The 20510-nt window shown below is 31.4% G+C and carries 22 protein-coding genes; 20 read left to right on the top strand and 2 right to left on the bottom strand.

The genetic code is table 11. The annotated features are described in order from the left end of the window. The first annotated feature begins 5 nt into the window (after nt 1–5). From AB9Q04_RS05530 to AB9Q04_RS05440, 19 genes are all read left to right on the top strand, one after another. A complete protein-coding gene (locus AB9Q04_RS05530) occupies nt 6–1313 on the top strand; it encodes a sodium-dependent transporter (RefSeq protein ID WP_410024371.1) in 1308 nt (435 codons plus the stop codon). Between the two features lie 85 nt (nt 1314–1398). Continuing rightward, on the top strand, nt 1399–2337 hold the full coding sequence (locus tag AB9Q04_RS05525; RefSeq protein WP_410024370.1) for an L-lactate dehydrogenase: 939 nt from the start codon (nt 1399–1401) through the stop codon (nt 2335–2337). 22 nt (nt 2338–2359) lie between these two features. Continuing rightward, nucleotides 2360–2746: a YbgA family protein gene (locus AB9Q04_RS05520; protein ID WP_410024369.1), complete on the top strand. Its 387-nt coding sequence runs from the start codon at nt 2360–2362 to the stop codon at nt 2744–2746. A gap of 72 nt (nt 2747–2818) precedes the next feature. Next, entirely contained in the window at nt 2819–3523 is a 705-nt protein-coding gene (locus AB9Q04_RS05515; RefSeq protein ID WP_410024368.1) for a type 1 glutamine amidotransferase domain-containing protein, read from the top strand. Between the two features lie 120 nt (nt 3524–3643). After that, the gene (locus tag AB9Q04_RS05510; protein ID WP_410024367.1) at nt 3644–4636 is read left to right on the top strand and encodes an NADH:flavin oxidoreductase; all 993 of its coding nucleotides are present in this window, start codon (nt 3644–3646) and stop codon (nt 4634–4636) included. A 63-nt stretch (nt 4637–4699) separates the two neighbouring features. Next, nucleotides 4700–5326, top strand: coding sequence for a nitroreductase family protein (locus AB9Q04_RS05505; protein ID WP_410024366.1), 627 nt, complete (start codon nt 4700–4702; stop codon nt 5324–5326). Nucleotides 5327–5527: 201 nt separating this feature from the next. Then, nucleotides 5528–5905 (top strand): lactoylglutathione lyase, encoded by a 378-nt coding sequence (gene gloA, locus AB9Q04_RS05500; RefSeq protein WP_410024364.1) that lies wholly within the window; start codon nt 5528–5530, stop codon nt 5903–5905. A gap of 286 nt (nt 5906–6191) precedes the next feature. Next, nucleotides 6192–7145, top strand: a complete 954-nt coding sequence (locus AB9Q04_RS05495; protein WP_410024363.1) for a D-cysteine desulfhydrase family protein — start codon at nt 6192–6194, stop codon at nt 7143–7145. A 387-nt stretch (nt 7146–7532) separates the two neighbouring features. Continuing rightward, a complete protein-coding gene (locus AB9Q04_RS05490; protein WP_410024362.1) occupies nt 7533–8300 on the top strand; it encodes a type I restriction-modification system subunit M N-terminal domain-containing protein in 768 nt (255 codons plus the stop codon). Nucleotides 8301–8527: 227 nt separating this feature from the next. Further along, nucleotides 8528–8863 carry a thioredoxin family protein gene (locus AB9Q04_RS05485; protein ID WP_262122072.1) on the top strand — a complete coding sequence of 112 codons (336 nt, stop codon included), beginning with the start codon at nt 8528–8530 and terminating at the stop codon, nt 8861–8863. A 211-nt stretch (nt 8864–9074) separates the two neighbouring features. Further along, nucleotides 9075–9557, top strand: coding sequence for a Csac_0668 family 2Fe-2S cluster-binding (seleno)protein (locus AB9Q04_RS05480; RefSeq protein WP_410024433.1), 483 nt, complete (start codon nt 9075–9077; stop codon nt 9555–9557). A gap of 141 nt (nt 9558–9698) precedes the next feature. Next, nucleotides 9699–11054, top strand: a complete 1356-nt coding sequence (locus AB9Q04_RS05475) for a type I restriction endonuclease subunit R, EcoR124 family (protein WP_410024361.1) — start codon at nt 9699–9701, stop codon at nt 11052–11054. A gap of 52 nt (nt 11055–11106) precedes the next feature. Next, the gene (locus AB9Q04_RS05470) at nt 11107–12855 is read left to right on the top strand and encodes a KAP family P-loop NTPase fold protein (protein ID WP_410024360.1); all 1749 of its coding nucleotides are present in this window, start codon (nt 11107–11109) and stop codon (nt 12853–12855) included. Next, on the top strand, nt 12856–13254 hold the full coding sequence (locus AB9Q04_RS05465) for a hypothetical protein (protein ID WP_410024359.1): 399 nt from the start codon (nt 12856–12858) through the stop codon (nt 13252–13254). Nucleotides 13255–13330: 76 nt separating this feature from the next. Next, nucleotides 13331–14179 carry a MerR family transcriptional regulator gene (locus tag AB9Q04_RS05460; protein WP_410024358.1) on the top strand — a complete coding sequence of 283 codons (849 nt, stop codon included), beginning with the start codon at nt 13331–13333 and terminating at the stop codon, nt 14177–14179. A gap of 577 nt (nt 14180–14756) precedes the next feature. Further along, on the top strand, nt 14757–15164 hold the full coding sequence (locus AB9Q04_RS05455) for a GNAT family N-acetyltransferase (protein ID WP_410024357.1): 408 nt from the start codon (nt 14757–14759) through the stop codon (nt 15162–15164). A gap of 52 nt (nt 15165–15216) precedes the next feature. Beyond that, nucleotides 15217–15579: a hypothetical protein gene (locus tag AB9Q04_RS05450; RefSeq protein ID WP_410024356.1), complete on the top strand. Its 363-nt coding sequence runs from the start codon at nt 15217–15219 to the stop codon at nt 15577–15579. 45 nt (nt 15580–15624) lie between these two features. Next, complete coding sequence (locus AB9Q04_RS05445; RefSeq protein ID WP_410024355.1) at nt 15625–15900, top strand: hypothetical protein; 276 nt, start codon at nt 15625–15627, stop codon at nt 15898–15900. Between the two features lie 280 nt (nt 15901–16180). After that, complete coding sequence (locus AB9Q04_RS05440) at nt 16181–16819, top strand: YdhK family protein (RefSeq protein WP_410024354.1); 639 nt, start codon at nt 16181–16183, stop codon at nt 16817–16819. 78 nt (nt 16820–16897) lie between these two features. Here the strand turns inward: AB9Q04_RS05440 and AB9Q04_RS05435 are convergent, their stop codons facing one another. After that, on the bottom strand, nt 16898–18277 hold the full coding sequence (locus AB9Q04_RS05435) for a leucyl aminopeptidase (protein ID WP_410024353.1): 1380 nt from the start codon (nt 18275–18277) through the stop codon (nt 16898–16900). A gap of 9 nt (nt 18278–18286) precedes the next feature. Continuing rightward, a complete protein-coding gene (locus AB9Q04_RS05430) occupies nt 18287–18826 on the bottom strand; it encodes a DUF421 domain-containing protein (RefSeq protein ID WP_410024352.1) in 540 nt (179 codons plus the stop codon). A gap of 268 nt (nt 18827–19094) precedes the next feature. Between AB9Q04_RS05430 and AB9Q04_RS05425 the strand changes: the two genes are divergently transcribed. Further along, on the top strand, nt 19095–20471 hold the full coding sequence (locus AB9Q04_RS05425) for an alanine/glycine:cation symporter family protein (RefSeq protein ID WP_410024351.1): 1377 nt from the start codon (nt 19095–19097) through the stop codon (nt 20469–20471). The last annotated feature ends 39 nt before the right edge of the window (nt 20472–20510 follow it).

Here is a 20510-nt window from a genome sequence, read left to right as displayed (position 1 = left end):
AAAGTATGGAAAAAGAATTTTCTTCAAAAATTGGCATAGTTTTGTCTGCGGTAGGATCTGCAGTAGGTATGGCCAACATATGGGGCTTTCCTTATAAGTTTCAAGCAGGGGGCCTGGTTTTTTTAATTTTTTACATATTATTTGCTGCCCTATTTTCTTACGTAGGACTCTCATCTGAATTTGCCATAGGTCGTATGGCAAAAACTGGAACTTTAGGAGCTTATGAATATGCCTTTAAAACTAGCAAAACAAAGAAAAAACTTGGAAGAATACTAGGATTTATTCCCCTTATAGGTACTTTTTTAATAGCTGTTGGCTATTGTGTAATAGTTGCCTATGTGTTAAAGGGTTTTGTAGACTCACTAACAGGAGAAATTTTTGTAAGGGATGCAGAAGTTTGGTTTTATAGCTTTGCAGGTGAAAAATATTCTGTAATTATTTATCATTTAATAGCCATAGTTTTAACTATCATAACTTGCCTAGGTGGAGCTTCATCTATAGAAAAATCAAATAAAATTATGATGCCTACATTTTTTATATTATTTGTAATTCTAGCAATAAAAGTAGCCACTCTACCAAATGCTATTTCTGGTTATAGTAACATGTTTAAATATGACCCAGCTACGTTAAATATCAATACAATAGTAACTGCCATGGGCCAGGCGTTTTTCTCCCTTTCTATAACAGGATCTGGGATGATAGTAGTAGGTGCGTATATTAGCAAAAAAGAAGATATAGTTAGCTCATCTGTCCATACTGGCATTCTTGATAGTCTTTCTGGTCTTATTGCATCGTTTGTAATTATCCCAGCCGTAAGTGTTTTTAATATGGAACAAGTTGGTGGACCGTCCTTACTTTTTGTAACTCTACCTACAATTTTAAATAATATAAGGTTTGGCAGACTATTTGCTATATTCTTATACCTGGCCGTTGTTTTTGCAGGCATATCATCACTACAGAATATGTTTGAGGTTATTACAGAATCAATTACCTATAGGTTTAAGAACTTATCACGTAAACTTGTTTTTATAATTCTTGGATTAGTAGTATTTTTCCTAGGAATAAATTTAGAACGTATAGATGATTTTGGGCCATATATGGATATTATTTCTATCTATATTATCCCAATAGGTGCATCAATCGGTGCAATTACTTGGTTTTATGTTCTTAAAAAAGATATGTTACTTAAGGAAATAAACCTAAGTAGCAAAAAGAAATATGGAGATAAGTGGTATAAAATAGGTAAATATTTATACGTACCACTGGCTATAATTCTTACTTTGCTTGCACTTATTTTTAAGATATCATTTTAACTTTTAAAAATAAAGGTTGTATGTTATAATGTAAACATTGTTATGCAACATAACGATATACTAAACGCTTATGAAGGGAGTTGTTATGAAAGATAGTAAAGTAATATTAATTGGTGATGGTGCAGTAGGATCATCATTTGCTTATTCTTCATCATTATTAGGAGTAGGCCGTGAATTAGGAATTATAGACATTAACGAAGAAAGAGTAGAAGGTGATGTATTAGACCTTACAGACGCTCTAAGCTTCACATACCCAAAAAAAGTTTACAAGGCTGATTACTCAGACTGTTCTGATGCAGAAGTTGTAGTAATCACAGCTGGTATCCCACAAAAACCAGGTGAAACACGTCTACAATTAGTAGATAAAAACCTTGCAATCTTTAAAGACATGATTGGTAAAGTTGTAGAAAGTGGATTTGATGGAATCTTTGTAATTGCTTCAAACCCAGTAGACATTACAACATACGCTACAATGAAATTCTCAGGTTTCCCAGCTCACAAAGTAATTGGATCTGGTACAACACTTGATACATCAAGATTCCAAAAACAAATTGGTAATTTATTAGACGTTGACTATAGATCTGTAAGTGCTTACATCATGGGAGAACACGGAGATACAGAATTCCCAGTATGGTCAAATGCAAATGTTGGTGGACTTAGCATTGAAGAATGGAAAAGCACACATCCAAATGTAACACAAGAAGCTTTAGATAAAGCATTCGACCAAACTGTAAATGCAGCTTATGAAATCATCAACAGAAAAGGAGCTACATTCTACGGAATCGGTACAGCACTTACAAGCATTGTTAGAGCTATCCTAAATGATGAAAACGCAGTTTACCTAACATCATCATATCTAGATGGCCACTATGGACAAAACGATATATATGTTGGTGTACCAACAGTAATTGGTAAAACAGGTGCAAAACAAATCATCGAAGTTCCACTTTCAGATGAAGAAAAAGAAAAACTAGATCATTCTGTAAAAACACTTAAAGATATTATTAACAACAGCCAATTATAAGATTTTATAAAGGTAGTTGCAAATGAGTAAAGAAGAAAGAAAAAAAGCAGAAGAACTCTGGGCAAGAAACAAATACCTGGTCTTATCCAAGTCTCATAAGTATTATTTATCCATAAGAGACTATTTAAAAGGGGAAGACCCACAAGTAGTAAATGTAAAAAAGCTAATAGATAGCGCTAAGACCTTAGCAGAAAATAAAAAAGATGTGGTAAATGCTTACCAGCACATCTGGGGCTACTTTAAAGATGATGCTAGCCCAGCAGAAAAAGAAAAGTTTCTATCACTCATAGACCACTACCAAAATGATATAATCGCAAAAGAAGAAGTACTAGCTTTTTTAGCAATACTTTTGGAAAAATATCCTTACGATTATTTACAAAAATCAACTATATTTAAAGAAAAACCGTAAAGCTAAGCTTGCGGTTTTTTATTTACCTAAAATATTGGGTAAATATTTAAATATGAAGAAACGAGGTAAATAGTGGATAAAAAAATATTAGTAGTCATGACAAATACTGATCATTACGGAAATGACAGCGAAAAAACAGGTTTGTGGCTAGCAGAAGCTACAGAATTTGTAGATAGAGTAAACCGAAATGGAATAAAAGTAGACTATGTCAGTCCAAAGGGGGGACAAGTACCCCTAGATCCTAGGTCAATGAAAAAGCCATACGCCAGCAAGAAAGATTATACTATTTTAAACTCCTTAGACTTTAAAAATAGAGCTATCAAAAATTCTTTAAAACCAGCAGATATAAATCCAGAAGAGTATCTTGCAATTTATTATACTGGAGGACATGGGGTACTATGGGACTTTCCAAAAAATCGTGAGCTTATAGAAATAGCAGAAACCATTTATAATAATGGCGGATATATATGCTCAGTATGCCATGGTGTAGTAGGATTATTAAATATAAAAGATAGTAACGAAAATTACTTGATAGATGGCAGATATATAACAGGATTTACCGATGAAGAAGAAACTCTAGGCGGGAAAAAAGAAAAAGTTCCATATAGTGCCGAACAAGAAGCCAAAATACGTGGAGCAAACTTCTTAAAAACCCTACCATATACACCAAATGCTGTAAAATGTGGCAGACTAATCACCGGACAAAACCCATTTTCAGGCAGGGCAGTGGCTAGAAAACTTGTAAAAGATTTAAAGAAGAATGGGCTATATATCTAAATTATTATAGCTATATGATATAAAAATCGCAGCGAGTCATCCTGCGATTTTTAGGTGTAAACAATATTTATCTTCTAAAGACAATATTGACTAAACTGACAAATATAAGTGGAGGTTTTTATGAAATTATTTGAAAAATTAGAAGCAAAAAATATAGACTTTAAAAATAGAATTATTATGCCACCAATGGCTACAGCCAAGGCTGATGCTAGAGGTCATGTGTCTCAAAATATACTTGATTACTATAATGAAAAAACCAAAGATAAAATTTTTTCAACAGTGATTGTAGAACATAATTATATAGATCCTCTTGGAAAGGCAAGCCACAATCAAATGTCCATAGCAGATGATTCTTCTATTGATGGCTTAAAAAAACTTGCAAGAACTATTAAGGATAATGGTTCTAATGCAGTAGTGCAGATATCTCATGCAGGTAGCTCTGCAAGTGAAGAAATAATAGGTGAGAGTCCGCTAGCTGCCTCAAGTATTAAAAATCCTTCCAAAAAAGATGCAGAGTTACCAAGAGAACTTACGATTGATCAGATAAAAGAAATAGAAGATAAGTTTGCTGATGCAGCCCTTAGAGTCAAAAAAGCAGGATTTGATGGAGTTGAGATCCACTCAGCTCATGGATATTTCCTAGACCAATTCCTATCACCCCTTACCAACAAAAGAACTGATGAATATGGTAAAGATATAGATGGCAGAATAAAAATCCACCTAGAAATTATCAAAAAAGTTAAAGAAAAAGTTGGAGAAGATTATCCAATCTTTTTAAGGCTAGGTGCAGGAGATAATTTGGATGGGGGACTTACTAAAGAAGACTCAGTTTATGCAGCAAAAGCCTTTGAAAAAGCAGGTATCGATGTCCTAGATATTTCTGGCGGTATGTGCATGTACTTTACCGATAACCAATATGCTGGATTTTTTGATTATCTATCAAAACCTATTTACGATGCGGTGGATGTACCAGTAATACTTACAGGTGGGGTAAAAACAGGCAAAGATATAGAAGAAATTTTAAACCGTGATGTATGTGACCTAGTAGGTGTAGGTAGAGCTGTTTTTAAAGACTCAAAATGGATAGAAAAGGAAGTAAAACCACTTATCTAAAAAAATGTAGTATATAAAAAGTTTAATAAGGTTTTTCTTAGTTTTATATAGAGGAGTTTTATAGTGAAAAATAATGATTTTAAAGATATAGTTTTTAACAGACATTCAGTAAGAGAGTTTGATAAAAACTATAAGATAGATAGAGAAGAAATGCTACAAATTTTAGAAGAAGCAACCAAGGCGCCATCTTCAGTAAATCTACAACCTTGGAGATTTGTCATAGTAGAATCTGATGAAGGCAAGGACAAGCTACGCCCTATCATTAAATTTAATACCAAACAAAATGATAGCTCTTCAGCTATGATTTTAATATTCGGTGATATGAAATGCTATGAAAAGACTGAAGAAATCTATAGCCAGGAAGTAAAGGCTGGATATATGAATGAAGAAGATAAAAATAAATCAGTGGAACGTTTCAACCAAGTATATAAATCCTTTAGCAAAGAAAAGATGAATGATATCATAAAAATAGACTCAAGTCTCATGGCCATGCAGCTGATGCTAGTAGCCAGAGCCCACGGCTATGATACCAATCCTATCGGAGCCTTTGAACAAGACCAACTATCTCAAGCCTTCGGTCTTGATCCAGATAGATATGTACCTGTAATGATAGTTGCAATTGGTAAAGCAGACCATGCTGGTCATAAGTCTACTAGACTAGATGTAGAAAGAATTACAGAATTTAAATAAAATAAACAAATTATTTTTAACTGGCCCTTATTAAGTTTTAAAAAAGGGCCAATTTTTTTATAGAAAATAACTATGTTATAATATATATAAATATGACAATGGAGACAACAAATAACTTATACCAAAAACTAAAGTAAATCCGAAAAATAAGCTAAGTGAATAATAAAATCTCATTTGGCTATAAATAAATTAGGAGGATATATGAAATTTTTACACACAATGATTAGGGTTAAGGACCTTGATAAGTCCTATAAGTTTTATACAGAAGAGTTGGGCTTTGTTGAAAGTAGAAGGAAGGAATTTCCAGACAAGAAATTTGACCTTGTATACCTAAAACTTCCAGAATCTGGCGATTATGAATTGGAATTAACCTATAATTACGACCAAGAAGAAGATTATAACCTAGGAGATGGCTACGGACATATAGCATTATCTAACCCAGATATCAAATCCTTTAGGGAAGAGTTAAGTAAAAAAGGCTATGAAGTTACAGAACTAAGAGGCTTAAGCGACAATTCAGACAAGTACTTTTTCGTAACAGATCCAGATGGATATAAGATTGAAATTATAGAAAAATAATATTTGAAGACTTGCGATTTAAAAGGGCTAGCAATAAAATTTCCTAGCCCTTTTGGTATGTCTGAGAGATACTCCTAGGGGAGGTCGAGTCATATAATTGTGATAGAGGCAACTAGTTATGCAAATATAAGGATTCTACCAAAGTTTAAAACTCAAAAAACAAATAGGTGATGTGGTGCTTAGAGTATCTATTAGCTAAACTTGTAGGAATGCAAACATTCTGTTTTGCAATAGAATATTGACTTATGTTCAAGGAAAAGATGGATAGAGAAAGGCGAATTAAAAAATGAATAAATTGAAAATAGGAAACTTTCCGACACCAGTTTATAAAATAGATAGCTTGTCTGATTATTATGGGACAAATATTTACATAAAAAGAGATGATTTTTCTGGTTTAGAAGTTTCGGGAAACAAAATAAGAAAATTGGAATATTTAGTATATGATGCGATTGATAAAGAATGTGATGTTTTGATTACAAGTGGAGCAGTTCAATCAAATCATGCCAGGGCTACTGCTGTAGTTTCTGCCATGTATGGCCTAGATTGTTATTTAGTACTTGAAGGTGAAGAAAAAGAATTTGAAGGCAATTTATTTCTGGATGAGGCCTTTGGAGCAAAAATTATTTTTACAAACAATGTAAAAGATTCAATAGAGGAACTTGAAGATAAGCTTTATGACATAGGAAAAAAACCATATATAATTCCTATGGGAGGATCCAATTATATAGGATCAAAAGGATACTTTAATCAATACAAAGAGATTTTATCTTACGAAAATGAAAATAATATAAAGTTCGATACTATTACTTTGGCAATTGGTTCAGCTGGAACATATGCAGGTATTTATCATGCCAATGAAAAATTATCAGCTGGTAAAAAGCAAATATACGGCATATCTGTTAATAACAGCGAAGAATTTTTTATAAAAAAAGTAAGAGAAATTTTAAAAGACAGCAAAGATGAAATTGATACTTCAAAAATCTATATAAATGATAAGTTTATAGGTCCGGGCTATGCTAAATATAGAAAAGAAGATATAGAATTTTATCTAAATATAGCAAGAAAAACAGGAATATTATTTGATCCATGTTACACAGGAAAAGCATTTGAAGGATTTATTTCTAATATTGAAAACAAGTTCGATAAAAGGGACAATCATTTATTTATCCATACAGGAGGAATTTTTGGATGGACAAAAGAGATGAGAGAAATGGCCAAAGAAATAGTAAGAGAAAAATAGATATATAATTTCAAGGATACTTACAGTAGACTTATAGAAGAAGCAAGCAAACAAACACCAATCTTTAAGAAGCGTAGGTCTAGATGAAAAAATTGAAAAATGTATTAAATTCTTCTTGACTTAACCCCAAAATCTAATATGGATTTAGGGGTTTTTTAATTTCAAAATATATATATCACAAATTTACTAGTTAAAATATTATTAAATTATTGCGTGTTTACGTTCTCAGCTGAAAACGATAGTTCTTTTATGCCTACTTTTAATTAGAGACTTAGATAGAGACGAATGTAGTAAGAAAAATAAATTTAGAAATTATAAATGCTATACTAAGAAGTCAATCAAATAGATATAGAGCCTATGTTATAATATATACATAAGGAGATGACAATGGAGACAACAAACAATCTATACCAAAAACTATGGTCCGCTTCAGATGATTTGCGTAACTTTATGGATGCCAATGAGTACAAAAATTATCTACTAGGGATCATTTTTTATAAATATTTATCAGATAAACAACTAAAAAAGATAGCAAACTTATTAGAGCTAGATACAGACGATTTAGAGAAAATCCAAGTGGCCTATGAGGCTTACCTACAAACAGAGGATGCTGATTTGCTATTAGAAGAACTCAAATACCAAGATGGCTTTATTATCAAAGCAGAGTACACCTTTACAAATCTTATCAAAGAAATAAATGAGGGGACTTTTCAGCTAGATAATCTAAAACAAGCTTTCAATGATATAGAAAGATCAGATGAAAACTTTGCAGGGCTTTTTGATGATGTCGACCTATACTCAAATAGACTTGGCAAGTCAATGCAAGACAAAAACAAAAGAATAGCCAACGTTATGAAACAAACATCAGGTATAAACCTTGCAGAATATTCTGGAGACATCCTAGGAGATGCCTATGAATATATGATATCTAACTTTGCCAGCGAATCAGGCAAAAAAGCCGGCGAGTTTTATACACCACAAGAAGTCAGCAAGTTAATGGCCATGATAGTTATGGATGGTAAAGAAGATGTCAAAGGCTATACAGTCTATGACCCGACCATGGGGGAACGTGTCATAATAGTGATGGGTGCAGTTTGTGTTAATAAATCAACGGTTTTAAGAACTTTAACTAAATATATTTCGTGCATTGCTTAGAGTAATTAGGATCTAATTGCTGTGAGCAGTGCATGAGAGGTAAGGACATTAGCTCTTGAATAGTTGATAATTATCTAATACAATCATATTTAAGGTGATAGTTAGTTACGCATCAGTATAATTATGTTCATGTTGAATATCTTAGTAGAGCAAAGGGTAAAATTTAGTTAGATAAAGAGTAAGTAAATTATATGGAGTAACTTACTTTTTTAGGAGGAAGTGACAATTTGAAATACAAGCAAATATTTAACTCTGGAGTTACTTTTCAACAATTTTACGATACTGCTCAGGATAGATATAAGAATTATGCTAATAATGCGATAAGAAATTATTTAAATTTAGAGAGAGATTTAGAAAAGGTTAGTAGTATAATAAGCAAATTTAATATACTTGCGATTGAAGAAAACTGGTGTATTGATTCTATAATTAATATTCCTGTAGTTCATTGGTTAGAAAAAAATAATGAAAATATAAGACTTAAAGTAATAGATACAGATAGTTACAGTAAGTTTATGCCTAATGGAAAAGTTATTACACCAACATTTATTATTATGAATCAATAATATCAGGAGATAGGGAAATGGGTTCAATATCCTAAAAGAATAATAGATGTGGTTGAATCTAAGGACCTAGTTCGAGTTATAGTAGAGAAAAGGAGATACCGACAGGGAGAATATATTGTAGATACATTGAAAGAGGTATTAGATATCCTGATTAACTATAGAAATAATATTTATTTAGACAGGAGGAATTAAAGTGAGTCAAGAAAATAAGATAAATCAATCTTGCTGTGGTTCAATACAAAAAAACATTGGTACCGTGGAAGAAAAAGAAAATTGCCCCAAATGTTACGAAATAGGAGAAAAAGTTAAGAATATAACTGTAAAGCATATGGTATCAGAAAACCTTATGGGAAAGGTTGTAGATGAAGAAACTTACTATTTATGTATGAATGAAGATTGTGATGTCGTGTATTATAACTTAAACAATGAAAGAGTTTTTTATAAGGAAGAAGTAAAAGTTCCTATATGGTTAAAAAAGAATGCAAATCCCAAATATATATGCTATTGCAACCAAGTTACAGAGCAACAAATTATAAACGCTGTTTTAGATGATGGTGCAAAGAATATTAAAGATATTATTAGACTTACAGGGGCAATGAAAAATAGAAAGTGCGAAATTAACAATCCTTTGGGTAAATGCTGTAGTCCTTTTATTCAAGAAACCATCAATAAAGCATTAAATAGCAAAGAATAGTTTGCGACACATAATTTATAAAGTACGTAACAACAGTAATAAAATTAAAAATAATAAAAAACTATAGAATTAAAATTTTAGCGGTTCAGATGTAAAAGTCTGGGCCGCTTTTTTATTTTCCCTGGAAAGGAGGTCACCTATATGGTAAATGATGAAGTTAATAATAAGGCTATAAATATTGAGATAAAAGTGGCTCAGTATTCAGCAAAGGCTATTATAAAAGCTATTAAAAAGATTATAGAAGATGCCGCTGAAAAAAGCCAACCACTTGCAGATTATATTAGTGAAAAAAGAAAAACTAATTCAAGGAAACTTAAGGATATGGTAAAGAAAGGTCAGCTGGAAAATATTGATTTACAAAAGGGTGAAGTCAAGGAACTTAAAAATCAACTTAACCGATATGGAGTAAACTTTTCTGTAATGAAAAATAAGGAATCAGGCTTATATTCAGTATTCTTCCAGGCAAAAGATACAAAGGCAGTGGATCTAGCCTTTAAAAAGGCCATAGAAAGATATGAGAAAAAGGAAAATAAAAGAGACTCAACATTTGATGATAGAAAAACTTATGGACAGGTAGTCACATTTAGAACTCCCTTTGCCTTTCAAGATGCTATAAGAGATGCCTTTAGCCTATACTCCAATGGTGGGGGCAATTTTGTAACTGCACCTGATTATAAAGAAGCCAAACGCAGGTTTGAAGATGCAGCAGCTGGCTTATTACAATTTCAAATAGTAGATGATCCAGAGTTAGAAGTGGGCTATGAGAGCATGAAAGAGTTTTTAAAAGCCTTTCAAAAGTTTGATAAAGCCAATGCAGCTGTGATGGTTTATAGTGACTATACTGATGAAGAAAGTTATTTTAAAAATATAATAGGTGAGGACCAGCTAAAAGAATACATGGAATACTATGAATATCTAAAAGCTCTCATAGGCCCTGATGGGGACCAATCAGATGATGAATTTGACCTATTAGATATCAACTACCAACCTATTTCTATTAGCACCAACATCATAGACTATTCCTACCTAACCAGCCTTATCCAAGAAAAGGCCAATAGCAGGGGAGAGATGAATCATAAAAACGATGATGAAATAGAAAAAACTCTAGCAGAACTTATCAAACAAAACCCAGCCAAGGGAGAAGTATATCGCCAAATTATAGAAGAAATAGATCAAAACCCAGATAAGTACCAAGACGCTATCATAGATGAAGTAGCCAAAGACAAATTTAACACCATTATTCAAGCCAATATAGACAAATTTGCAGATAACTATAAGGTAAACAAAGAAGACCTAGAATTTCTAATAGCAAATTACCCAATAGACAAAAAAGAAGTCAAAAAACCACTAGGCGAGGATAAGTTAATAAAAAACGCCAACAAAGACCTATACAACGAGGCAAGTGGTGAAAATCTAAGCTTATTAAAATTTAAATCTATGCTTAGAAAAGATACCCATAAGTTTATAAAGCAGAAGATTAGGCCTTATTTTGAGTAGGTTAAATTTTATAATTACTAGAATATTATTAAAATAGATATGGAGATAGATTATGAAATATTTTACAGATAAGCCTATAGAAAATAATTCAGATGATTTATTAGGTAGGGTATCTTTTTCTGAAAGAGTTGGGGATACTATATATAACTTTGATGCTGAAGATGGATTGGTAATAGGTCTGTATGGCTCATGGGGGAGTGGTAAAACTTCTGTTGTTAATATGATAGTTAATCACATTGAAGAAAAATCCACCGATAATAAACCTTTAATCATAAAATTTGAGCCATGGAATTATTCGGATAAAAATAATTTAATTAGTATATTCTTTGATAATCTTAATGAAAAAGTAGAAAGTAAGATGAGTCGCTACTATAAAAAAATAATTAAAAAACCATTAAATAATTATTCAAACGCTATAGATCTACTTCCAAACACTCCAGGTAAATTAGGTGTAGTCATAACTGTTTTAAAAAGTTTAAAAAAATTTATTATAAGAACTCCACCTTTAGATGAATCAAAAAAATCTTTAGAAAAAGCTTTATTAAAGGCAGATAAAAAAATTATAATTATAATTGATGATATCGATAGACTTACGAACTCCCAAATTAGAGATATATTTCAATTAGTTAAACAACTGGGCAATTTGCCAAACATTATATATGTACTAGTTATGGAGAGAGAAGTAGTAGCTAGGGCATTAAATGAAGTTCATAATGTCGATGGAAATGAATACTTAGAGAAAATAGTTCAAGTTCCGTTTGAAATACCAGAATTAAATAAATATAAAGTTCACAAGATTTTAAAAAATAAACTAGATGAAATAATTAAGAATACTCAAGAAAAAAACTCATATATTACTATTAATTATGAGTATTATAAATTAATTTTACAGAACTGTGTCAATCCTTATGTCAGAAACCTTAGAGATATAAATAGATTTATAAATATTTTTCAATTTAAATACGGAGCTCTTTATAATGAAGTTTCATTTGAAGATTTAATAGCAATTACCTCTGTAGAGGTTTTAGAACCTAGTTTGTATAATTGGGTTTTTGAACATAAATTAGATTTATGTGGTGAAATTTCGAACAGTTATTTTCTTGATGATGACAAGGAAGAAAAAAATAATAAATACTATTATAACGAATTTAAAAAGATGGGTATAAATTCTGATTTGGCGTTACATTTTCTTTCAACATTATTTCCTAAATTTAAACAAAAAATAGATAAATTCACCTACTTTTCAAACTTAAATACAAGAAAAGAAAATAGAGTTGCTAATGTTGAAAAATTTGATCTATATTTTTCCTTTAATTTAGAAGATGTAAAAATACCTAGAGTTGAAATAGACAGTATTATTTATGAAAAGAATGAAAATGATTTGTTTTCATCTATAAATGATATATATTCGGATGGTAATATAAATTATTTACTAGATGAAATTGAAGCGAAGATTGATGAAGTTCCATATGATAGATTACATTTAATTTTGTATGTTTTATTGCATTCAACATGGGAGATTAATCCTAATAGAGATAAAAGTGAAGACTTTAATTCATTAATTGTTATTATTGAAAGATTTATATTTAATGCTTTGAAAGGCATTAGTAATAATAACGAGAGATATAAGTTCATAATAAATTCAATCAGAACGGTCGGTGAGATTGGGTTAGGTATAATTGGAATAATTATAAATAGACTGCATAGTTATTATTCTAGAGATGAAGAAAGCGTAGGAGATAATCAAATTATAAGCAGAGAAAAATTATTTCAATTAGAGAATATTTACATAGAAAAATAAATGAGATTAAAATTGTCAGAATTTATTGCAATTATAAAAATTAATCTACCTATATTCTACTTTTGGAAACGCATTGATAAGAGTGGACTTAATAAATATTTAAAAGAATCAGTTACGAATGATTTGAGTAAGCTTAAATTTGTATGTGCTCTGGCAGAAATTTGGACTGAAGGCCCAATTCAAACTTGGACTTTTAATGAAGAAAGATACTCAAGATTTATTTCTAAGGAAGAGGTATATAGTATTATAAAAAATCTAGATAAAACTACACTAAATAAATTTTCTAAAGAAGACCAGATTAAATTAGCTATATTTATTTTAGTGATTGATAATGATACTGAAATCATAACTAAAAAAGAAGCTACTAAATACCTAGATAACTATATGAGAAAATCTTAATAAAATACAGTTCTAATATAGTATTGACCTGCTCCCTAGGGACAGTGATATAATTTAATCAAGGAGGTGGAAGGTCATGTTAAGAAATGAAATACAAGAGAAGACAGGACTAACAAGAAAAGCAATAGAATATTATGAAGATAAGGGGCTTATAAACCCTCAAAGACTTGAAAACGGCTATAGGAATTATAGTGAAAAAGACCTAGACCTATTAAATAAAATATCTATGTATAGAAAACTCGGATTAAGTATAGGTGAAATAGAAAAGTGCCTAGGATCTGATGATAAATACCTATCTACAATTTTAAGAAGAAAAGAATATGAGCTTGATATTGATAATAGAAGGAAAAATGTTCTTAATCTTATTGTAAATGGAGAGAAAGATGAAATTATCAAAGAAAAAATTGCTCAGATTGAAGCTCATGAAAGTATCTATGAGAAGTTAGAAAGGATTTTTCCAGGATATTTTGGTCAGATGATTTTTGTATCATATAGACCCTTTTTGAATGAAAGTTTAGATGATAAGCAAAAAAATTCCTTTGATGAATATGTAAAATTTCTTGATCAACTTCCTAAGTTTGAACTAAGCAAGGATGAGAAAGATTATATAGAAAAAATTAGTTCTGATTTAAGTATGGAAACTTTATCAGATGTAGCCCAATCTAAAAACAAGGCAATTGAAAATCCAGAAGTGTGGCTTCAAGAAAACAAAGAATTTATAGAGCAGTATGACCTATACAAATCCAGTGAATATTACCAAAATAGCAAATTGAAAGAAATTCAAGATAAATTACAAAAGTTCATGGTAGATAATAACTATTATGAAGTAGCTATCCCCTTGATAAGAAAATTTAGTAAAAGTTATGATGAATATTATGAAAAACTAATTAAGGCAAATGATGTATATCTAAAATATAAATCTTGAGATTTAAATATTTAATATACTATAACCATTTATATATTGAAATGATAATATTATTTTTGTTAAAACCATAGATTGATTAGGAAGGATTAGAAAATATGAATAAGTTTATCTATTACATAAGTACATTCTTGTTTTCTATGGGTTCTTCGATAGTAATTAGAGAAGGTTCTATGGATTATAAGTTTATAGTATCTTTTATATTAGTATATATGCTTACAATATATTTACGTAAATTAATAAATAAAAACTTTATTGTCAATTTTTATAGTATTGTTGCCTGTGTATTTATAGTCATAGTATCAATTTTGATAGGGAAATATATGATAAATATAAATAAAGATATACTATTATCGACAATATTTATTTATATTTTAGTTTTGCTTAGCCATAAATTTATAACGGATAAATTAATAACTATAATTTCTTAAAGCTTAATTACTCATATGATTTTATGTATATTTGCTAATAGGGAGATTTAATATACTAATTAAGAATTTTATTAATTTTAGAATAAAAGCAATCTAAATAAAGGTGTTAGTAAAAGAAATCAAAATATAGGGATTAAAAGGCGGAGATAATGAAGAATATAGTATATAAAAGTGACCTTATCCCAGCAATTGATAAGGTACTCTACTTATATAATGATGTTGGCTGGACTTCTTATACTAAGGATAAAGAAGTATTAGAAAAAGCGATTAAAAATTCTTTAAAAGTATGGACAGTTTGGGATGGAGATGAGCTTATAGGGCTAGCTAGAGTAGTGGGAGATGGTGTGTCAATTGTTTATATACAAGATATATTAATCTTAGCTAGCTATCAGGGACTAGGTATTGGAAGTAGGCTACTAGAAATAATACTTGATGAATACAAGTTAGTCAGGCAAATATTGCTATTAACTGATAATTCTAGCAAAAATATAGAATTTTATAAAAATAATGGTTTAAGAAATGTTTCCGACTACAATTGCTTAGCTTTTATGAAATAGATTGAATTTAATTTTATATATAAAAATTTTAAAATAAGGAAATTATTTAAAGTTGATTAAATTAATAGGTAGAGATGAGAATATGAGTATAAAACAACAGGAAAATAGCATTTTTGAAAAACTAAGAATTTTAGATTCTTCTATAGTTACCGATGGTATAGTAGATGAAAAAGAATATTTAGATTCAAAATATAAAATTCTTTATGTTATGAAAGAAGTAAACTCATATCAAAATGGTGGATGGAGCTTGACAGAGTTTATATCAAATGGAGCTAGGTCTCAGACACGGGATAATGTAGCAAGGTGGACTGAGGGTATACTTAATTTAGAAAAAGATCTTGATTGGGAGTATCTAAGTAGGGCTAATGATTTAAGAAGAAATATATATCTTAAGAAAATAGCTTCTATCAATTAAAAAAAGACGCCTGGTAGACATACCTCTATACATAACGAAATTAGGTTGGCAACTAAAAATAATAAAGAGATTATAAAAAAACAAGTAGATATATACCAGCCAAATATTATCATATGCTGTGGGACTTCAGGATTATTTGCAAAGTATTATTTAGAGTCTGGCTTAACTTGGCAAATGACTAATAGAGGTATCGAATATATGATACTTGATAATACTATCATAGTATCATTTTCACATCCTGAAGCAAGGGTTGCAGACCAGTATCTATACTACGCATTAATAGACGCTATTAGAGAAATACTAGAAGAATATCCTATGTAATGAAGCTGCCTTATTGGTAGCTTTAGTTTATTTACTAAAAGATTTTGCAAGATTATAAAGAGTTTTGCATGGATGTCAGTTGCACCTGTTGCTTATCAAGCTTATGAATTGATAGCAAGTCTGTTTATTAGGGTAAGAGTGTATTATATCCTAGATTTTACTTATGTAAAAAAATAAGGAGGGGATTATCAAATTTAATTAAGTGATTTTTAACTTAAATTATGATAATTGACAATCGGGAGTATATAAAATAAAGTAATAGTTAAAGAGGAGGAAGAGTATGAAAGATAATAAAAAGAAATTAGGAGCTGTTTTACTATCATCTGCATTATTGCTAGGAGCTTGTGGTACAAATGATGATGGACAAACAGAAGTAGAAGAACCAACAACTACAGTAGAAGAAACTACAGAGACTGATACAGCCGAAGACACTAACGACGTTACAGAAGATGAAGCTACAAATGAAGGCGGTCACGAAGATATGGTGCATGATGAATCTGGTGAAGTTCCAGAAGGAATGAAAAAAGCAGAAAATCCAGCTTATCCAGTAGGTAGCGAAGTTGTTATTGAAAATGACCATATGCCAGGTATGAAAGGTGCTACTGGTACAGTAGTAGGTGTATTTGATACTACTGCTTATGAAGTAAGCTATGATGATACTGAAACAGGTGAAACCGTAGCTAACCATAAATGGGTAGTTCATGAAGAATTAGAAAATGCCCAAGACGAACCATACCAAGCAGGCGATGAGGTAGTTTTAGAAGCAACTCATATGCCAGGAATGAAAGGTGCAACAGCAACTATTGATTCTGCTGAAAAAACTAATATTTATATGGTTACTTACACAGATACAGAATCTGGGGAAGAGATCAAAAATCACAAATGGATGTCAGAAGACGAACTATCTAAAGCTGAATAAATACCGTCTTGGTAATAAAAATAAGTATATTTAGCAAAAAAAGCTACCATTTAATGGTAGCTTTTTCTATGCCTATATTTATTTACTATAAGATTTTGCTAAATTATAAAGGGTTTTTACGTGGACACCTGTTGCACCTTTTTCGTATAGGCCTTGGGCTTTTGATAAGTATGCTGTACCTGCTATGTCTAGGTGGACCCATGGTTTTTCTTCTATGAAATTTTCTATAAATTGGCCGGCTGTGATGGTACCGCCCAGTCTACCGCCTGAGTTTTTGACATCTGCTACTTCAGATTCATTGTATTTTCTTATTGTATCGTCATTTGGTAGTTGCCAGATTTTTTCGTCTGCTTCATTGGCTGCTGCTAGAACTTTTTCAAATGTTTCTTGATTATTTGTAACAGCCCCTGTATAGGTTTCGGCAAGGGCTACTAGGCATGCGCCTGTGAGTGTTGCAAGATCTACTATAAATTCTGGGTCGTATTCTGTTACTCCGTAGTTTACTGCATCAGCAAGGGTTATTCTTCCTTCTGCATCTGTGTTATCTACTTCTATGGTCATGCCGTTTCTTGCTTTTATAACATCGCCAGGTTTGTAGGATCTGCCTGAGATACTATTTTCACAAGCTGCAACTATTCCTATTACATTTACTTTTAGTTCGTTTGATGAAATGGCATCTAGGGCCCCAATTACTGTTCCTGCTCCACCCATGTCAGCATTCATAGTTTTCATACCATCGGATGGTTTTATGGAGTATCCACCTGAGTCATAGGTGATACCCTTACCTACAAATACTAATGGTTTTTGCTCTTTTGGACCGTTTAGGTATTCCATAACGATAAATCTAGGTGGGTTATCCGAACCCTTTGCTACTTCAAGATATGCTGTAAGGCCTAGGTCTTTGATTTGTTTTTCATCATAGATTTTAACTTCTACATCTCTTGTTAGTCTTTCTTTTGCAGCTTGGGCTAGACTTTCTGGGTAGATGTCATTTGAGCGTAGGTTTACTAAATCACGGGCGAAGGCTTGGGAATCTAGGACTGTTAATTGTTCTTCTATGGCATTTGAGTTTTCATCATCTAAGTCTTCTGGGAAGTTGATATTTTCTATCTTGCAGGATTTTTCTTCCTTGTAGTAGTCAAAGTTATAGGAAGCTAGACTTACTGCTTCTATTATTTGGCTTACAAACTCATTATCTTCTATATCTATGTTTTCTTTTTCAAAGCTAAGTTCATCCAAGTCTAGTCTGATAGCTGATTTTGCTAGTTTATAGATAGCTTTTTTAAAACTTTCTTTATTTAGTTTTTCTTTTTCGCCTAGGCCTAAAAGAATGGTGTTTTCGCTTGGATTTGGGAGGGTTTCTCCAAGGTCTGCCTTAAAGTATGGGTTATCGCTCTGGTTTTTGTAAGCAAATTTAACTAGATTTGCTTTTTTACGATTATTAAAACTTACTTGCATTTTTTCTCCTTATATTATGTCATCTCGGGGGTCAATTTTTACTGAGTCATATATATGACTGTCTAGTCCTCCATCAGATTTGCTTATAACTGAAATAGACCCCTGGGTTTCTAAAATTACTGCTTCTACTTTGTCTAATGAAGAAATGCCACTTGACCTAACTGCCTGTAAGATTTCTCTTTCTGTAACTCTCTCATGTTTCATAGTTTTATATAAAAAGTGGTCATTATAGTAAAGGAGGGCAGGGTCTGATTTTATTTTTTGTTCAAATTTATCAGACTTATAGGCCCATTTACTGATTATATATTGGCCACCTAGTAGGACTATGATTGCAGTAGTACCTTGGGCAAGTTTTACATCCTTGCTTGTAAGAACTGATGCAAATACTGATCCTATGGCTATGGTGATTATAAAATCAAAAATATTTAACTTTGATAGGCTGCGCTTACCTGTTATTCTTAAGGCTATAATTAAGAATATGTATATCAGTATACCCTTTATAGCTGTAGAATAGACAGTTTCAAAGTTATTGTAAAAAATGTTTCGCATATTAATCCTTTCTTATATATTACATACTTATTATATAAGATATGCTTTGGTTAGTAAAACCTTGATTACTTTACTAGTACAAAAAATTACTTATTTATATTATTAATAAGATATATCTAAATATTTTATTAACTAGACAAAGTAACAATAGCTATAAAATACATAGTGCCAAAACTTACAATTTAATTTATGTCTTGTATTTTTTTTATAGATTATATATAATGATGAGGTGTTTTGCACAAGAAATATTTTTATAAAGGAGGATTATATGCAAAATATAATCGGCGTTGCCAATTGGATGTGGGATAACGTTATCGGATACATATTATTGGCTGTTGGTCTTTACTATTCACTAAGACTAGGCTTCCCACAATTCAAATATGCTGGTAACATTAATAAAGTTTTGAAGAAAAACTTGAAATCTGGTGATAACATCAGTGGCTTTGCTGCACTTGCAACTGCAGTTGGTGGTCAAGTTGGTACTGGATCTTTAGTTGGGGTAGCTACAGCTATCGTTTGGGGTGGTCCTGGAGCTATTTTTTGGATGTGGATTACTGCTCTTTTAGGAATGGTAATAACCTTTGCAGAAACCGTTCTAGGTCAATTATACAGAGTAAAGCTTGAAGATGGTACATATAGAGGGGGTCCTGCTTATTACGTACAATACGGACTAAAATCTCGTGGCTTTGCTGTGTTAACCGCATTTTTCTACATTTTAGGTGTTGGCTTATGTATAGCATTTATGCAATCTAACTCTATCGGGCAAGCCTTTACAGGAGTTGTAAATGCAAATCCTATTTGGCCTGGCATAGTTGTTACAATTGCTGCAGCTATCATAACAATCGGTGGGGTAAAAAGACTTACTGAGTTCTCATCTAAGGTTGTTCCTTTTATGGCTGGTTTATATATTTTAGCAGTTTTATTTATCATAATTACTAACATTACAGAAATCCCAGCAATGTTTGGATTAATCTTTAGGGGAGCTTTTAAACCAGAAGCTGTAGTAGGTGGTCTAGCGGGACACACTATTTCAGAAGCTTTTAGACATGGGGTTGCTCGTGGTCTATTTTCAAATGACGCTGGTAATGGTATTGCTGGTATCATGCACGCATCTGCAGATGTTAAACATCCTGCTGAACAAGGTTTCTTAGGTATGTTTGGTACTTTTGTAACTACAATTATTATTTGTTCTCTATCAGCATTTGCTATTCTACTAACAGGTGTTGCTGGTAATGGTCACGATGGTATCCTCTTAGTACAAGATGCCTTCCAATCACAATTTGGTCAGGTAGGTAGATGGTTAGTATTCTTTGCTATGAGTTTATTTGGTTTTACAACACTTATTGCCGACTTATTCTACGGTGAAAGCAATATTCTTATAATGTTTGGTAAAAACTACAAAATCCCACTTTGGATTTATAGAATTGTAGCATTTATCATGTTCTTAGTAGCTACACAAATGGATTTATCTATCGTATGGGGCTTTATCGACGTATTTGTTGGTATAGTAGTATTTATCAACGTTATCTGCTTATTCTTATTGTTTAAAGATGTTAAGGTAGTATTAAAAGACTATCAAAGGCAACTTGATGAAGGAATAGAAGAACCAGTTTGGCAAAGAGACGAAGAATACCGTCTATACTAAACTAAATAAAATAAGTGCAAGGGGGAGGTCCTTGCACTT

This window comes from Anaerococcus groningensis, from assembly GCF_046365465.1.
Taxonomy (GTDB): Bacteria; Bacillota; Clostridia; order Tissierellales; family Peptoniphilaceae; genus Anaerococcus; species Anaerococcus groningensis.
The sequence above is the reverse complement of the archived record's forward strand: the minus strand, read 5'-3'. Positions and strand labels throughout refer to the sequence as shown.

Coding starts and splice junctions, on each gene's coding strand:
- AB9Q04_RS05530 (WP_410024371.1), top strand. CDS start 6: ATGGAAAAAGAATTTTCTTCAAAAATTGGCATAGTTTTGTCTGCGGTA.
- AB9Q04_RS05525 (WP_410024370.1), top strand. CDS start 1,399: ATGAAAGATAGTAAAGTAATATTAATTGGTGATGGTGCAGTAGGATCA.
- AB9Q04_RS05520 (WP_410024369.1), top strand. CDS start 2,360: ATGAGTAAAGAAGAAAGAAAAAAAGCAGAAGAACTCTGGGCAAGAAAC.
- AB9Q04_RS05510 (WP_410024367.1), top strand. CDS start 3,644: ATGAAATTATTTGAAAAATTAGAAGCAAAAAATATAGACTTTAAAAAT.
- gloA (WP_410024364.1), top strand. CDS start 5,528: ATGAAATTTTTACACACAATGATTAGGGTTAAGGACCTTGATAAGTCC.
- AB9Q04_RS05495 (WP_410024363.1), top strand. CDS start 6,192: ATGAATAAATTGAAAATAGGAAACTTTCCGACACCAGTTTATAAAATA.
- AB9Q04_RS05490 (WP_410024362.1), top strand. CDS start 7,533: ATGGAGACAACAAACAATCTATACCAAAAACTATGGTCCGCTTCAGAT.
- AB9Q04_RS05475 (WP_410024361.1), top strand. CDS start 9,699: ATGGTAAATGATGAAGTTAATAATAAGGCTATAAATATTGAGATAAAA.
- AB9Q04_RS05470 (WP_410024360.1), top strand. CDS start 11,107: ATGAAATATTTTACAGATAAGCCTATAGAAAATAATTCAGATGATTTA.
- AB9Q04_RS05465 (WP_410024359.1), top strand. CDS start 12,856: ATGAGATTAAAATTGTCAGAATTTATTGCAATTATAAAAATTAATCTA.
- AB9Q04_RS05460 (WP_410024358.1), top strand. CDS start 13,331: ATGTTAAGAAATGAAATACAAGAGAAGACAGGACTAACAAGAAAAGCA.
- AB9Q04_RS05455 (WP_410024357.1), top strand. CDS start 14,757: ATGAAGAATATAGTATATAAAAGTGACCTTATCCCAGCAATTGATAAG.
- AB9Q04_RS05440 (WP_410024354.1), top strand. CDS start 16,181: ATGAAAGATAATAAAAAGAAATTAGGAGCTGTTTTACTATCATCTGCA.
- AB9Q04_RS05435 (WP_410024353.1), bottom strand. CDS start 18,277: ATGCAAGTAAGTTTTAATAATCGTAAAAAAGCAAATCTAGTTAAATTT.
- AB9Q04_RS05430 (WP_410024352.1), bottom strand. CDS start 18,826: ATGCGAAACATTTTTTACAATAACTTTGAAACTGTCTATTCTACAGCT.
- AB9Q04_RS05425 (WP_410024351.1), top strand. CDS start 19,095: ATGCAAAATATAATCGGCGTTGCCAATTGGATGTGGGATAACGTTATC.